The 16,415-nt window shown below is 40.7% G+C and carries 11 protein-coding genes; 2 read left to right on the plus strand and 9 right to left on the minus strand.

All coding sequences use genetic code 11. From position 1 onward, the window contains the following. Nucleotides 1-41: 41 nt before the first annotated feature. Both HDE70_RS07540 and HDE70_RS07545 read left to right on the plus strand, forming a co-directional pair. Nucleotides 42-1,400: an aldehyde dehydrogenase gene (locus HDE70_RS07540; RefSeq protein ID WP_183889118.1), complete on the plus strand. Its 1,359-nt coding sequence runs from the start codon at nt 42-44 to the stop codon at nt 1,398-1,400. A 94-nt stretch (nt 1,401-1,494) separates the two neighbouring features. After that, nucleotides 1,495-3,054: a serine hydrolase gene (locus HDE70_RS07545; protein ID WP_183889120.1), complete on the plus strand. Its 1,560-nt coding sequence runs from the start codon at nt 1,495-1,497 to the stop codon at nt 3,052-3,054. On the opposite strand, the gene HDE70_RS07550 is transcribed toward HDE70_RS07545, so the two are convergent. The 9 genes from HDE70_RS07550 to HDE70_RS07590 all read right to left on the minus strand — a co-directional run bounded on the left by HDE70_RS07550 (nt 3,034) and on the right by HDE70_RS07590 (nt 16,411). After that, nucleotides 3,034-3,705 (minus strand): bifunctional 4-hydroxy-2-oxoglutarate aldolase/2-dehydro-3-deoxy-phosphogluconate aldolase, encoded by a 672-nt coding sequence (locus tag HDE70_RS07550; protein ID WP_183889122.1) that lies wholly within the window; start codon nt 3,703-3,705, stop codon nt 3,034-3,036. The genes HDE70_RS07545 and HDE70_RS07550 overlap by 21 nt on opposite strands. Beyond that, nucleotides 3,702-4,718 carry a sugar kinase gene (locus HDE70_RS07555; protein WP_183889124.1) on the minus strand — a complete coding sequence of 339 codons (1,017 nt, stop codon included), beginning with the start codon at nt 4,716-4,718 and terminating at the stop codon, nt 3,702-3,704. Before HDE70_RS07555 ends, HDE70_RS07550 begins: the two co-directional genes overlap by 4 nt. 44 nt (nt 4,719-4,762) lie before the next feature. Beyond that, nucleotides 4,763-7,198 carry a chondroitinase-B domain-containing protein gene (locus HDE70_RS07560; RefSeq protein ID WP_183889126.1) on the minus strand — a complete coding sequence of 812 codons (2,436 nt, stop codon included), beginning with the start codon at nt 7,196-7,198 and terminating at the stop codon, nt 4,763-4,765. Between the two features lie 3 nt (nt 7,199-7,201). Next, a complete protein-coding gene (locus HDE70_RS07565) occupies nt 7,202-8,485 on the minus strand; it encodes a hypothetical protein (protein WP_183889128.1) in 1,284 nt (427 codons plus the stop codon). Nucleotides 8,486-8,494: 9 nt separating this feature from the next. Beyond that, nucleotides 8,495-10,075, minus strand: coding sequence for a RagB/SusD family nutrient uptake outer membrane protein (locus HDE70_RS07570; RefSeq protein ID WP_260160113.1), 1,581 nt, complete (start codon nt 10,073-10,075; stop codon nt 8,495-8,497). Between the two features lie 16 nt (nt 10,076-10,091). After that, nucleotides 10,092-13,295, minus strand: coding sequence for a SusC/RagA family TonB-linked outer membrane protein (locus HDE70_RS07575; protein ID WP_183889132.1), 3,204 nt, complete (start codon nt 13,293-13,295; stop codon nt 10,092-10,094). Between the two features lie 136 nt (nt 13,296-13,431). Continuing rightward, on the minus strand, nt 13,432-14,184 hold the full coding sequence (locus tag HDE70_RS07580; protein WP_183889134.1) for an SDR family NAD(P)-dependent oxidoreductase: 753 nt from the start codon (nt 14,182-14,184) through the stop codon (nt 13,432-13,434). A gap of 9 nt (nt 14,185-14,193) precedes the next feature. Then, a complete protein-coding gene (locus HDE70_RS07585; protein ID WP_183889136.1) occupies nt 14,194-15,480 on the minus strand; it encodes an MFS transporter in 1,287 nt (428 codons plus the stop codon). Between the two features lie 49 nt (nt 15,481-15,529). Beyond that, on the minus strand, nt 15,530-16,411 hold the full coding sequence (locus HDE70_RS07590; RefSeq protein WP_183889138.1) for an alpha/beta hydrolase: 882 nt from the start codon (nt 16,409-16,411) through the stop codon (nt 15,530-15,532). Between the last annotated feature and the right edge of the window lie 4 nt (nt 16,412-16,415).

Here is a 16,415-nt window from a genome sequence, read left to right on the forward strand (position 1 = left end):
TATGGCATAAAATGCGTTTGTATATAAAATTGATATACCCAATGGAAAAATTAGTAAAAACACAATTAGCCTACTTTAATACCAATACTACCAAAGCTGTTAGCTTCAGAATCGAACAATTAAACAAACTATATCAATTGCTGGTTAGCAATGAAGCCTTATTGGAAGAGGCTATATATAAAGATTACGGTAAATCTACTTTTGAAACCTTTCAAACCGAATTTGCCACGGTTTACGAAGAAATCAAAATTGCAATCAGAGACCTTGAACAATGGTCAGCAATTAAACCTGTGGCTACTGATGCCAGAAATGCACCTGCTAAAAGTTATCAGGTTCCAGAACCTTTAGGCGTGAGCCTGGTCATTGGCCCATGGAATTATCCTTACCAGCTTTCCTTAGCACCTGTTGTTGCTGCAATTGCTGCGGGGTGTACCGTGATCCTGAAGCCTAGTGAGCTGACTGTAAATTGCAGCGCAATTATGGCTAAATTGATCAATGAGAATTTTGAAGAACAATATTTTCATGTGGTTGAGGGCGGTATTGATGAAACAACTGCTTTACTAGATCAAAAATTTGATATTATATTTTTCACCGGAAGTGTTCCTGTCGGCAGGATTGTTTACCAGGCAGCAGCTAAGAACCTGACTCCGGTTGTCCTTGAATTGGGGGGTAAAAGCCCGGTGATTATTATGCCGGACAGCGATCTTGATGTTACTGTTAGAAGATTGGTATGGGCAAAATATCTGAATTCAGGACAAACTTGTATTGCGCCTGATTATGTGTATGTACATCAAAGTATTGAAGAAGAGTTCTTACAAAAAGTTGCCAGAGAGATTGAAAAAGCTGATTACAAATTGGAGAATGGCAATTTCGTGAAAATCATTAATGAGCGTAATGCAGAACGTGTATCAGGATTGATTAATTCCGATAAGGTTTATGTTGGTGGTAATTTTAACGTGGATGAACGTTTTATTGAACCGACAGTTTTACGTGGGGTGACCTGGGATGATCAGGTGATGAAAGACGAAATCTTCGGGCCAATCATGGCTGTTTTAACCTTTGATGATCTGGATACTGTGATCAGAGAAATTAAGGACAGACCGAAACCTTTAGCGTTATATGTATTTACGAAAGATGAAAGCATTCAGAAAAAGGTGCTTGGAGAAATTTCTTTCGGTGGAGGTTGTATCAATGAGGCGATTATGCATATCTCGAATGGAAATCTTCCTTTCGGAGGGGTAGGTGCAAGCGGCCTGGGTAATTATCATGGAGAAGCAGGTTTCAGAGCCTTTTCACATTATAAAGGGATACTTGAAAAAGAATTCACCGAGGATTCAGCTATTAAATATTCTCCGCATACTGAAGAAAAACTGCAAAAAATGAAAGCAGCGGCTAAATAGTAAGAGAATTTATATCGTATATTTAAAAGCCACTATGGATGTAATTATATCCATAGTGGCTTTTATCGTCATAGCTTAAAAACTAATTTATCAAATGAACAAACCCCGTTTTAAAATTGCGCTTCTTCTCTTTTCAGTTGTTGTATATAACCAGGTATCCAAAGCACAGATTCCGGCCGGAAAAGTGGATTCTCTGGTAGAAAATTCGATGAAGAAATTTAATGTAACTGGTGTCTCGATTGGAATTGTAAAGGATGGTAAGATTGTATATACTAAAGGTTATGGTGTTAAATCTATTATTACCAAAGAAAAGGTAGATGGAAATACCCAGTTTGCCATTGCCTCTAATACTAAAGCTTTTACCACAGCAGCCCTTTCCATATTAGTAGAGGAAAGAAAGTTGTACTGGGAAACTAAAGTTAAGGATATTTTGCCCGGATTTAAAATGTACAACGATTATGTAACAGAGAATTTTACTATCCAGGATTTACTGACTCATCGGAGTGGTTTAGGTCTTGGGGCGGGGGATCTCATGTTTTTTCCCAATGGATCTGACTTTACGATTAAGGATGTATTGTCAGGTTTTCAATATTTTAAACCTGTTTCCGATTTCAGAACGCGGTTTGATTACGATAATCTTTTGTATTATGTAGCAGGAGAGGTCATTGCAAAGATTAGCGGGATGAGCTGGGAAGACTTTGTTCAAAACCGTATCCTTATACCTTTGAAGATGGAGCATAGTTACGCTTCTTTAGCATTGATGAAAGATAAAAGTCATCTGGCTATGCCACATGCAGATAAATTTGGAAAGCTTAAACAGATAGAGAATTTTGGAGACCAGATCAATGGAGCTCCGGGGGGAATTTATGCAACTTCCGCTGATCTGTGTAAATGGATGCTGATGCAGCTGAATAAAGGAAAATATGGGGCTCAATTGGAGCAGCATCTTTTTTCAAAAGACAGTCAGCAACAAATGTGGACTATCCATACTGTAACCGGTTTTAATGACGATCCGCGTTATCAAACTCATTTTGGGGGATACGGCCTTGGATGGTTTTTAAATGATATGAAGGGCAACTTTCATGTTTCTCATACCGGAGGATTACCCGGAATGCTTTCTTCAGTCAGCTTGTTTCCTGACCTTAACCTTGGTATAGTTGTATTAACTAATTCAGATGGTGGAAATTATTTATTCTCAGCAGTTAGTAAAACTATTGAAGACAGTTATATGGGATTGGATGATAATCATTGGATTGATAAAATTTACAGTGATGTAGAAAGTAATAAAATGCATGAAGATGGGGTCACCAATGATGTTTGGAAAAAGGTAATTGCTTCCAGTCAGAAAAAGATTGATCCGGCGGCTTATATTGGAGTTTATACTGATAAATGGTTTGGCAAGGCAGAAGTTTCGCTGAAAGGCAAACAGCTTTGGTTTAAATCTTACCGGTCACCTAAACTTTCCGGGCCGATGTCTTTTTATAACGCTAATTCTTTTGCCATTAAATGGGAGTATCCCGACCTGAATGCAGATGCTTTCGCAATCTTCAGCCTGGATGAAGAAGGGAAAGCACAAAGCATTAAAATGAGAGGGATTTCTCCAGGCATTGATTTCAGTTATGATTTTCAGGATCTAGATTTTCAAAGGTTGTAGATATATTTTTTCTATCATCTGCAATGCTCTTTTGGCTTGCAGATGCAATTCATGGTAATTTCTGTTGAGCACAATTTCTTTTGTAATCAGTTTAGAGCCTATACCGACTGCACATACACCGGCCTGGAACCATTCTTCCAGGTTTTCTTCTGCTATTTCTACACCTCCGGTAGGAATGAACAGCTGGTCTTTGAATAATTCTCTGATGGACGAAATAAAACCCGGGCCAAGAATATTTGCAGGGAACAACTTAATCACAGGTGCGTTAAATTGCTGTGCGGTATAAATTTCTGTGGGCGTCATACAGCCCGGTATCCAAAGTATATTGTGCTGATCACATAATCCTGCAACTGCCGGATTGACAATCGGAGATACAATAAAATCAGCCCCAACGGTAATGAAATCGGCGGCTTCTTTTGCTGATTTAATAGTGCCTGTCCCTAAATACAAGCCGGGCATTTCTGTAACCTGTAAGGCTTTTAATTGCTTGAAATTGTGAAGTGCATGCTGACCACGGTTCGTATATTCTACAATTCTAATCCCTGCTCTGTACAAGGTTCTTAAGATGTCAATGCTTGTTTCGGCACTGTCTTCGTAAAATAAAGGAAGTAATTTACCCGCTAAAAGGGTATCGATAATAGGTTGTTTCATAGGAGTTGATTTAAACGTGAGGTGATTTGATCCGCATTCATAGCTGTGGAATCACCGGGTGTAAATAATTTATAATAAGCAGCAGCGGTTGCAAATTCTACAATTTCCTGTGCAGAATGATTTTGATGAAAGCCATAAATCAGGCCTGCCATATAACAATCTCCACTACCTACCTTATTGATTACTTTTTTGGCGTTATATTCCCGGGAGCTATGCAGGTTGTTATCGGTATACAGCGTGGTATAGTATTGAATTCCTTCGCCCCGGTCAAACCTGAAAGTATTGGCAACGGCTTCACATGCCGGGAAATAATGTTGTATAGCTTTGGAAGTTTTCTCTGCCTGCTGTAAACAGAATTCTTTGTGTTTGAGCATAAAGTTGCCGGCTTTTGGTATACCCAGCATTAATTCTGCTGCCCATATATTACCCATGATCAGGCGGCAATGAACAGCAAGATTTTTCATAATCGCTACAGGAGGTTTCCCGTATTTCCAAAGCTTTTCTCTGTAGTTCAGATCGAGGGAAATACTGATGCCTAACTTTTCTGCCATAAGTAATGCTTCTTTACAGACTTCAGCAACTTCTTCATTAATGGCCGGACAAATTGCCGAGAAATGAAACCAGCCAATCCCTTCAAAAACCTGTTCCCAGTTTATAGTGTTTTTTCTAAGCCCGGCAAAAGAAGAATGTTTACGGTCATAAATGACTTCTGCGTTTTTCATGTCTGTACCCATAGCCAGATAGTAAAGTCCGGTCCGGTCACCTTCATAGCAAAAACGAGTGGTATCTATTCGTTTTTCTTCCAGATAAGTCTTGATTTGCCTGCTCATTTCATTTTCTGGTAGTGCCGTTAAATAGGCCGAAGGGATATTCCATAGGGCAAGCGCAGTAGCAACATTCAGTTCTGCACCTCCAATATAAGCGGGTACATGATTTGAATTTAGCCAATTGCCTTTAGGGTCAGGGCATATTCTTAACAACAATTCTCCAAAACACAGGACTTTTTTTAACATAGTTATCTGTTTTTTACTGGTATTTTTATGCTGCTGCCAGCGTATTAATTTATCTGCGTTTTGCTGCCCTGACTAAACACACCGATCTTGAATTGATCTGCTGAGGCAGGGGCAGATCCTGCCCATTCAAGGTTAAGTTTTTTCAAATCAGTATATTCAGGTTTGATTTGATAGATATGGTTTCCTAAAACCTGCTGGTAAAAAGATTCTACTTTTCCGGATTTATAGAAATTGCAATGGTCAACAACAATATTATCCCATCTGTATTCCTGGAAGAAAATTGCTCTGCCTCCCTGGCCGGAAGACGAGAAATTACTATTGAGGATAGAAACCTGTTGTGCACCAATTAATTTTACTGCTGATCCCTGTTCTCTGTTTTCGACTTCATTAAAAGTACAGTGATCAATTTTTACGAATGGGCCTAAAGTGCTTTCATCATTTCCTCCCCGGTAAATATTAATTGCTGTACCCATTAAATTTGTAAAGACACAATTGGTGATCAATGTATATTCCGCATTATAGATCCCTTTATCATCTTTCTCTGCCGAAAGGTCAATCCCGCTACCGGAGAGGTGATGAAAGATAGAATTTCTGACGATCAGACTATCGGCAAGCGTACTCTTTGAACCTGAAAAACCACTGTTTGTGCTTTCATTGTAGGCGAAAAACTCGCAATCATCTATGGTTAGTTTATAAGGTTTATTCATCGGTTTATCTGTAGATCTGATGCCGGCATCTGCATTAGCGAAACTTTCATAATTACCCTTAAAGGCGATACCTTTTACAGTCAGATTACCACCATTCTCCAAAGTAATAAATGCAGGCAGAGATTTGAAGGAGGCATTTACAAAAATGGGCCTGCTCTTTAAACTTTTTGCTGCCATCAGTACAAGGGTTTTAGTAATGATCAGTTCTTCTTTTAATGGATAAAAGCCAGTCTCAGTGAATACGATCGTGTCACCAGCCAATGCCTCTTTAAGTGTTACGGCCAGTAACGGGCTCTGAGAAGCTTTTAAGAAAGTACTTTTTGGTTTTCTCCATGCTTTCTTTGTTTCCGGATGATACCAGGCAGCACCAGTTTTTTCTGGTGTAATGACTTTTAGGTTTTTCAGGTCTGCGCCATATAATCTGCTATACGGTAGTGTTATACCGTTGATTTTATAGGAATCTGTTTTAGCTTTAACAAAACCATCCGGTACTTTCCGTTGATAAGTATCAGCAGGTGTTTTTTGATCAGAATTAACCAGGCCATTCTCAGAAAAGATAATTCCCTGATCATTATTGGCATCTGTATAAATTTCTTCTCTTGAAGTAGCGATCAGGTTCTTTTTGAACTGTACATTTTCCGGTGCCAGCGTTCGTTCTGCATCTTTACCGGCACCAAAAAGGATATTTGAACAATCCACGAATGTATTTCGTTCGATCCATGCATCCTTGACCTGATAGTACCGGTTGATCAATGAGTTGGGAACACCATTCAATACAGAAAGGGGAGCCCTGAAATTTGTGCCCTGTAATTGATAGAAAACATTATTAAATACTTTTTGACGCGGATTGATTACTCTTACTCCACCAGTGAAAGGTTTATTATTCCCCATAAAGAAATTCCCTTCTACTACATTATCCGATCCATGTCTCAATACCAGTCCACCTTCGCATTCAAAAAAAGTATTAAAGCAGACCCGGTTTTCACCAGATTTGATGGATACGATTTCTACCTCTCCATTACAACGCTCAAAGAAATTGTGCGCTATTGTAGTTCTGGAGGCCATTAATGAATAACGTGATACGCCAATTCTGATGGTTTCGCCTCCATTAGCGCCCAGTCTGGATCTGCCTTTGAAGTAATTACTGTCTATCAAATGATCATTTTGCTGACTGCGTTCATCATTAAGCTCTGCTATGATTACAGGGCCAAGGTTTAACTTATCAACAAAAGTAGAATGATCTATCCGGTTGTTTTTTCCATAAAATGTAACCCATGTATCAGATCTGAACCTTTCCGGCTGACTATAGTTTTCAATAACGGTCCCCGTAACTCTGCAATGATTAGCTAACAGCGTTTCGCTGGTTCTAAAGGAGATAACCTCTCTTTTGGGTGTATATCCGTTTTTGAAATGTAAATCTTTAACCACCAGGTATTCACCACTTAATTGTAAATAGGACTGTCCGGTGAAAATAACGCCTCCGGGTGTTTCGGGCATAATGATTACAGGTTGCGCTGCCGTACCTTTTCCGTTGAGTTGCATTGCTGCATTTGACCATTCTTTATCTTTTAATAAGATAACATCGCCTGGCCCGGCTTTTGAAACTGCCGTCTTCAGTTCCAGGGGATTGTTAACGACAATAGAATTGTTAATTCTGATAGGATTGTCAACCGTTATACGGCTGTTAATCACAATAGACTTATCAAATACAATATTTTTTGTATAACCTTTTAAACTGCAAATGATTAATAAGGATAAGATTAGATTTTTCATAAGCTATTTAGATACGAGTATGTCAAACTTAATAGTTGAAACAGCAACCGGGCTCCCGATAACTACACTTTTCGCGCTTAACAATTGATTGGTAAAAGTTCCATCGGGTTTCGGTACGCGAACCCAAATTAAATAGGCGCTGGTAGTATTGAAAACATTCGCTGCCTGGTTTGCAGTAGCTGCATCGAACTTCGCAGTACTGCTTCCCGGGGCTGTAATTCCTTCAAAGAATTGATCATCCAATTCGATAATAGTATTCGCATTGTAAGCCGCATAAACTCTGTCAGCTTCTACAGACCCGGGGATCAGTACCCGGAATTTAGTCACTTTAAGGCTCGCTGGATCAGGCTCCCAAATCTGTGTATTGCATTTGTAATTCTTAGTAATGGTTGTTGCACTTGCCGGGCTGTATAAACTAAAAACCATTGCAGTGGTACAGTAAGTGACGAAATCTACTTTTTGCTCCTGACCGCTAACTGTGCAGCTGCCCAGTAAACTACCTGTTTCACCGTTGAAAAAACTGCTTGCTGATGGTGCTGATGCCGTTCCATGTGCCATCATCGTCAGGTCTTTATACAAAACATATGATTTGATAGGGATGTTGATCAAAGCCTCAGCTTTAAGCCCAAAACTATCAGTAATTACTATTTTGATTTTACCGGCATTTTTGCGGTAAGTATATTGATAACTCAATTCATATGTTTTTTCGTTTTTGGTCAGTGCGATCTGATCTGCTTTTTCAAATGCCCCTTTCGAATCATCGTAAAACTCAATCAGCTTTAATCCATTTTCTGAATTTGCTTTTCCTTTAATCAAAACTTTGCCCGTTTCATCAGGAAGTATACTGGCCGGAATATCTGTCAGGGTGGGCATAGGTGGAGTAAAGGCGGTCATCTTAATCAGCCCTTCAAAAGAAGAATTGTCAATATGTTTAACCATTACCTTAATCCCAGTAACCTTAGTCAGTTTCGCAGCAGAGAAACTTTTGGCAGGAATAGAGAAACGATAAAGGTTCCTGTTTTCCTGTGCTGGGGTATCTCTGTAAATCAGGGAATCCGTTTTGTCGCTGCGCATCAGATAAAAATAGATCAGCCTGATGCCAACCGTAGAATTCAATTCTCCATTCAGTATCGTATCAGGGCCTGTCTGGCCGATTGCTGTGTTGAAAGTAAACGCTTTTGCTGTCAATACATCTGGTGTATTGACAGCAGTTTTATCCTTTTTACAGCTATTGAGCAAGATAAAACCTGCTGCAATCATCGTTATTAAATAAAAGTTCTTCATCATTAATAGCTATTAATAACCAGGATTTTGAGTGATTTTGAGCTGATCGTTGGCATCCAGCTCGCGCTGCGGGATCGGCAGCAGTAATTTTTCAGGCGTCAGGTTAGCTTGTAATTCGGCCAGCGTAAAGGCTGGTCTATAATTTTTATAATGCGAATCAAACTCTACAGCAAAATGATTTTTAATTACTGCGATGGCCTGATCAGTTCTTACCAGATCAAAGAAACGCTGGTTCTCAAAAGCAAATTCCAACCGTCTCTCATTTAATAAAGCAGCCAGAAACTGAGCTTCATTGGTAATTGCATTAGGATTTGCCGGATCAGCAGGATATTTATAAAAACCAGTTTTAAAGTCTCCGGTAGTATAAGCTGCTGCACCAGCCCTTGACCTGACCTGATTAATTAATTCCAGGCTTGTGTTCCCAAAACCTAAAGCTTCGGCTTTCATCAATAACACATCTGCATATCTGAGTACAGGGAAATCGTTTTCTGCATCAAATTTCACCAAAACAGGGGAGATGAATTTCTTCACATAAAGCTTGGATGCGTATTTGGCCATAGTCACTGCTTTACGACTGTCAGCCGCTCCCGAAGCAGGGGTTTTATAAGTTAAATCCAGATCATTGGTGGGGAAATTATAACCGCTTCCATCACCGTTCACCACAGCACTGCCACTTGAAGTAGGTGCAAAATTATTAGCCATCAGGTTACCCAGTCCCAAACCACCAGCTTTAAATCTGACGGCGAACAAGATTTCCTTGTTCATCTCATTGTTAATGGAAAATACATCTGCAAAAGAAGGCAGCAGGCCATAACCACTGTTATTGATCACTTCGTCCAGTAGCGGCAGAGCTTCAGCGCCGCGATGTAATGTCAAATATACTTTGGCCAATAAAGCTCTGGCAGCCCAGGTATTGGCTCTGCCCGCATCTGCATTGGCAGAAGGAGTGAAGGCCGTTTGTGGCAATAAGTTTTTTGCTGCGACAAGGTCTGCTTCAATCATTTGATAACATTCTGCAAGCGGAACTCTGCTGACCTGCTTGGATTGTTCGGGATCTACCGGATCAGTGACCAGAAATACACCTCCATACAACCTGACCAAATTGAAATAATGATAAGCACGTAAAAACAAAGCTTCACCTGCCAGCTGATTCCTTTGCCCGGGAGTCATTTTTGCTGTCCCTTCGCCTACAGTAGTTTTTCCGGCCGCATAAACAACCCCAAGGCTTCTCAGGACATAATTAACAGACCTGATGTTTTTATAAGTTACCAGCCAGTATTGATAAACCTTATCGTGAGAAGAATTCAAAGTGAACATATCCAGATCATTGAATTCAAAATTGATGGCTGCCGAACTGTTTGCGACCCCTTGTTTAGAATTATCAGTCCTTAAATCGGTCAGCATCCACTCAAATTCCAATGGCTTTTGCATCCCGTTATAACTTCCTGTTAAAGCTGTTTTAGTCTGGTCATATGTTTTATAAAAACTATCAACCCCAACATTGGAAATAGGATCAATATCAATAACTTTTTTGCAGGATACTATGCTTAAACACAGCACCAAACCTGCGGTTATATAGTGGAGATTTCTCATCTTATGTCTTTTTAAATTAAAAATTAACATCTATACCAAAAGTGAAAGTGCGTGAAATTGGAAAAGCACCACGCTGATAACCATCTACCAAAGGAGAAGAATATTGCGAGGAAGTCGTTCTTGCTTCCGGGTTTATACCCCGGTAGGAACTTCCGGTCAGATAAAACAAATTATCAGCAGAGCTATAGACCCTGACACTGCTTACACCCAGTTTCTTAATAATTTTAGCAGGGATCGTATAACCCAGGATCACATTTCTTAAAGCAGCGTAAGAACCACTTTCAATCACGTAATCTGTGAGCAGCCAGTTTTCACCATTGGTATAATAAGGCGTTTTTCCATCACCGGGATGTGCAGCGCTAATCCATCTGTTCTGATTGAATTTCTCATTGTACCTTCTGGATTCATTGTAATTGGCATCTCCATTGATAATTTTCCCGCCTTGTACACCCTGAATCATGATATTCAGATCAAAGCCCTTATACTTAAATGAATTGTTGATTCCCCAGGTAAAATCCGGGAAGGGACTTCCAATGGTTGTCCGGTCATTTACATCAATTTTACCATCCCCATTCACGTCTGCAAACTTTAAACCTCCCGGGGCGTAATATTTAGACAGGGTAGAGGTTTGCCCACCAGCTTTGGCTGCATCAATTTGAGCCTGTGAAGTCCAGATACCGTCAGTTTTATAACCAAAGAACTGAATAGCAGGCTGTCCGACAATAGCCGCATAGATTTCATTCCGCTCTCCGTAATTATATTGAAAAGGTTCTCCACCAAGCTCCAGTAAACGATTTCTATTCGCGGAAAAGTTAAGTGAAGTAGACCATTGAAAATGATCAGTTTTGATATTTACTGAATTGAATTCAACTTCAATACCCTGGTTTTTAACCTTACCTGAGTTATCAAAGTATTCAAAAGAGCCACTAAAAGATTGAGTAGATCTTTTGTACAGTAACTTATCCGTATTGGAATTATAGTACTCGATGGTCAGCCCAAAACGGTCTTGCATAAAGCCAAGGTCCAGACCAGTATTAAATTCAAAAGTACGTTCCCATGTGATATCAGGATTGGCCAGTACATCTGAATTTGGTGATAAACCAAGGTTTACAGAGCCAGTACCGCTTCCGAAAGAGTAATTCCCCGGGTATAACAGGTTTTGAAAAGCAAAACTCTGGATCTTATTATTTCCGGTAGCGCCATAACTTGCTCTGAGTTTCATGTTGCTGATCCAGGAAAGATTCTTCATGAAATCCTCTTTTCCAATTCCCCAGCCCGCCGAAATCGCAGGAAAAGTGCCTTGTTTTTGTCCCTCGGCAAAATAAGAGCTCCCATCCATCCTGAAACTGGCAGCTAGCAAGTATTTATTCTTATAGTCGTAAGTTAAACGGCCAAGGTAAGAAACCAGGCCAATCTGGTCTTTAAGTGTATTCGTTAAAGCCTGATCAATCTGACCAGCCTGATTTAAAGTTTCAAAGGTCTCTGTAGGAAAATTTCTTCCCACCATATTGGTTTCTTTGATCTTGGTTTGCTGTGTCGTAAAACCCAATAAGCCTGTAAAACTGTGATTACCCCTGGTTACATTATAATTCAGGGTGTTTTCCAATAATAGATCCATATAGTTTCTCGTATAAAGCGTAGCTTCATTTACGTCACCATCTTTTCTGGCATTTGACCTGGTTAGTGTTGTATTTTCCTGCTGCGAATAATAGCCGCCAATGGAACTTTTAAAGATCAGGTTTGGCAGGAACCTGATACTGATATCTCCACCACCCAGCATCCGGTAAGTTTGTTGATCCCGCGTTTCTCTGGCTGCAATAGAAAGCGGTGTATTGTTACTTGTAGCGAAAGGTTCTACAGGGCCGGCACTAGTCCAGTTACTGCCATCGGGCATTGTTCCGGAATATTGTAACCCGTTAAAATGTCTGGCTTGTACAAAATCACCCGGAAGGACACTTGCCCAGGCTGCATTCTGATGAACATAGGCTGCGGTAAAATCGCTGTGATTAACCGGGAGGAAAGAACCGAAACGGAAATAGTCAGTAAAGTTTACGGAAGGTCTTTGCGTTTTTACATAAGAAGGATTGAAGTTAATACTGAAACTCACTTTTTTGCTCAACGTACCATCCAGTTTAGTCTTCAGGTTAAACTTACTGTTGTCACTATACTTTAATACGGCTTCATCTTTCTGGCCGCTCGCTGACACATAGTATCTCAGGTCTTTTTTACCACCAGAAATACTTAGTTGAATATTAGAAATGGCTGCATTTTGTAAAGCCTCCTGCTGCCAGTCGGTAGGGCCGCCGCTAATCTCATTCTCAATGACATAAGCTGCTCTTTCCGGATCAGTGATCAGGTTTTTCATATTGGCCGGAACTGTAGGGTCATCTGCACGCAATGCGGCCTCTGCATAAAGCATTTTGGTATAATCTGTAATGCTCATGATCGGATTCAGTTTATATGGCTTTTTAAAACCATAATAACTCTTCAAACTATATCTTGGCTTATCAGAACTTCCGCTTTTTGTGGTGATTAAAATCACTCCATTAGCCGCTCGTGATCCATAAATTGCACCAGAAGCCGCATCTTTAAGCACTTCAATACTTTCCACATCCTGAGGATCAACGAAAGACAACCCATCAGGTACAGGATAGCCATCTACTACGACCAGAGGCTGGGAGCCTGCACTGATTGAACTAAATCCGCGCACCCTTACGGTAGGGGCAGCACCTGCTTCTGAACTGACATTTTGTATGGTTACACCTGCAATTTTTCCAATCAGCGCATTGTCTAAACGTGCAGTTGGAATTTCATCAAGGTTATCATTTTTCAACTTGCTTACTGCACCGGTAACCGAAGATTTCTTTTGTGTACCATAACCGATTACAACCACTTCGTTCATTGTATTGGGGATTTCCCTTAAAGTGATCGTAATTGTTTCTGCTGTTTTAACTGCAAAAGCTTGTGGTTCATAGCCCATGTAATTGATCAGTAGTAATTTACCCGGTTCGGCTTTGATTTTAAACTCTCCTTTAGTATCGGTGACGACACCTTGTTTCGTGTCTTTCACCATGATCGAGGCGCCTGGCAGAGCTTCCCCTTTTTGATCCTTCACAGTACCCTGAATGGATACCTTTGTCTGAGAATAGGCCGGTTTTAAGCATAAAAAACACGACAATATCATGACTAGTAAACTGTTAAAGTAAACTTTTGAATTCATAATAATTTATATTTGGTTATAGGTTGTACCTGCTCCGTAAAATCTCCTTTACCGCAGGAAACAGCTTGTTTTGCTCAGGTCAGCTGCCAGGTTTTTTTTAATGCAGGAGGCCAGCCCCTCCTGCATGAATGGTGAATCAGGAGAAATTCAAACCACCATTAATGTCAATATTGGTACCCGTTACATAACTGGATTGATCAGAAGCTAAATAAACAACCAGATCAGCTACTTCAGTGGCCTTTCCCTCTCTTTTCAATAAGGTAGAGTTTGCCACATTGGTTCTTACTTCGGGTTTGGTGAAAGTATCGTGAAAAGCAGTCGCAATCATTCCCGGTAAAACTGCATTTACTCTTATGTTTTTCGGGCCCAGCTCTTTAGCCAGTGCACGGGTATAAGTCATCACTCCACCTTTAGCTGTGGCATAAGCACTTGCACCAGGGCCACCGCCATCTCTGCCGGCAAGCGAAGAAAGGTTTATAATTGAAGCACCAGAACCCATAAAAGGAATAGTTGCTTTGCTCACCAGATATACACTTTTTAAATTTAAGTCCATCACTGCATCCCAAAAATCCTCGTCCAGTTCCAGCGTAGGTTTCCTTGCTACCATTCCGCCAGCCACATTAACCAGGATATGGATTTCGTCTCCGAAAGCTGCCCTGGCCTGCTCAATTAATTCAGTAACCTCGGCAGATTTGGTTACATCACCTTTGACAATGATTCCTTCTCCGCCCGCTGACTGAATCAGTTTTAATGTTTCTTCTGCATTCGCCAGGTTATCAAAATAATTGATCACTACTTTCGCTCCTTCACGGGCAAGCTGGCAGGAAACTGCTCTGCCAATGTCTCTTGAACCACCGGTAACTACGGCTACTTTGTTTTTTAATCTCATATGATTTGTTTATGAATGAATGATTCTTTTTGAGGTAATATATTTTATGCAGATCCAGGTGACCGGTACCAGCATTGCGGCCAGTACGAAAAAGGATACATAACTTGTTTTGGTCATTACAGGAACTAACCAGGTAGTTAAAAGTGTCCCGGCTACAGCTGCTGTACCGCCCATTCCTGCGACTGTTCCTACGTTTTTACCATTGAAATAGTCACTTGGCAAAGTTTGCAGGTTTCCGATCAGGAACTGGAAACCAAACAGGGTCAGACCTATCAGTACCATTGCTAAACCCGGTTCTGTTTTCAGGTCATCCAGCTTATAGACAATAGCAACTAAAGACAGCAGCATGAAAACACAACCTACAGCTACAGAATTTTTTCTTGCTTTTACGGCATTCACACCTTTTTTTACCTGCCAGGAAGAATGATAGCCCCCGAGCAAACTGCCGATAGCAGCAAATAAATAGGGGAGCCAGGTAAAAGCACCAATTTGTTTGATATCAAATAGAAACTGCTCCTTTAAAAAAGTAGGCAGCCACGTTACAAATAACCACCATACCGGGTCAATAAAGAACCTGGCCATGATAATGCCCCATGTATTTCTAAACTTTAACAATTCCTTCCAGCTGAGTACCGGAGTTTCATCTACTTGTGTTTGGGCTTCAGTATTCACATCCAGAATATAGTTTCTTTCCTTTTCTGTAAGCCATGGATGTTTATCCGGGGTCGCCTTATTGATAATCAACCAGGGAATTACCCAGATCAGTCCCAATCCGGCAATGAAGACAAAAGTCATTTTCCAGCCAAAAACGATATACAGAAAAGCAATAGCCGGAGCGGATATGACAGAGCCTAAAGACGCGCCTGCACCAAAAATTCCCTGTGCGATAGCCCTTTCCTTAACCGGAAACCATTCTGCATTACTTTTTGTGGCACCCGGCCAGTTTCCCGCTTCTGAAAAACCCAGCATAAAGCGAAAGATATTGAATGACAATAAGGATTTAGCGAATGAATGCAGCGCTATGGAAACACTCCACCCAATAATGGAAATGGTCATGCCCAATCTTGTACCTACCGCATCCATCAGTTTTCCGGTAAAAGTCTGTCCCAATGCGTAGGCAATCATGAAGAATGTCGTAATCAGGGCCAGTGCATTTTTATTGTCTGCCGCTGCAATGCCGAATTCTTTGTAAATATAAGGCCACATAATATTGATGGCACTTCTGTCGATGTAATTGATCACTGTAGCCAGCGAAATCAATGCGATAATGTACCACCTTAGTCCTTTTATCTTCATGAGGTTATATTTGGTTTTCGTTGATTAATCTGCCAGATGGCAGTTCGTATTATAAGCCCAGACTTTTCAGAAATTCCATAATCTTTGCATTGACCATTGAATTGTCTGCTGGCTGAAACTTACCATGCAAGCCCCCTTTTACAGTGATGAATTCATTTTTAACACCCAGTTCATCAAGCCTGGCTTTTAAGGCAACGGACTGTTCATAGGGTACAATCGGATCGGCATCACCATGTACGATAAATACCGGCGGACTTGTTTTTTTAACCTGGAACAGTGGGGAAACAGATTTGGCAAAGTCCTGATCCAATGCTTTAGCTCCTAACCAGCTGGTTGCAGATTTACTGGTCTTTAATTTTCCGTAACCCCAATCCCAGACATCGGTAATCCCATATTTATCAATGATTGCTGCAACCTTGATGTGCTCAGTGTTTTTACAGTTCCCATCAAACAAATGATCATTTTCCAGCAGTCCGCCCATCAGTGCCAGATGACCGCCGGATGAAGCCCCCATGATGACAATTTTATTCACGTCAATATGTAATTGCTGCGCATGGCTGATTAAATAAATCAGTGCACACCTGGTATCTTCTACTGCTGCCGGAGCAGTTGCCTTAGCAGTGAGACGGTACTCGATATTAGCCACTGCATATCCCTTTTTAAAGAAAGCACTAAAGCCACCTTGTGATTCTTTTGTCCCTTTATTCCAGCCACCACCATGGATGTTAATGACCAGTGGGGAAGGTGATCCCTGGGGGGGCGGCAGATATAAATCCAATTTCCCTTCCCAGTCACCCACCTGTGTATAAACCACATTCAGCTGTTCACTGAATCCGGCGGGATAACTTACTTTTTTAACTTGTGTGGTATCTTGTGCCACTGCAAGATGGGTTGTCCATAACAGCCCGGCAATCAGTATAATTCTTTTCATCCTA

This window comes from Pedobacter cryoconitis (genome assembly GCF_014200595.1).
Taxonomy (GTDB): domain Bacteria; phylum Bacteroidota; class Bacteroidia; order Sphingobacteriales; family Sphingobacteriaceae; genus Pedobacter; species Pedobacter cryoconitis_C.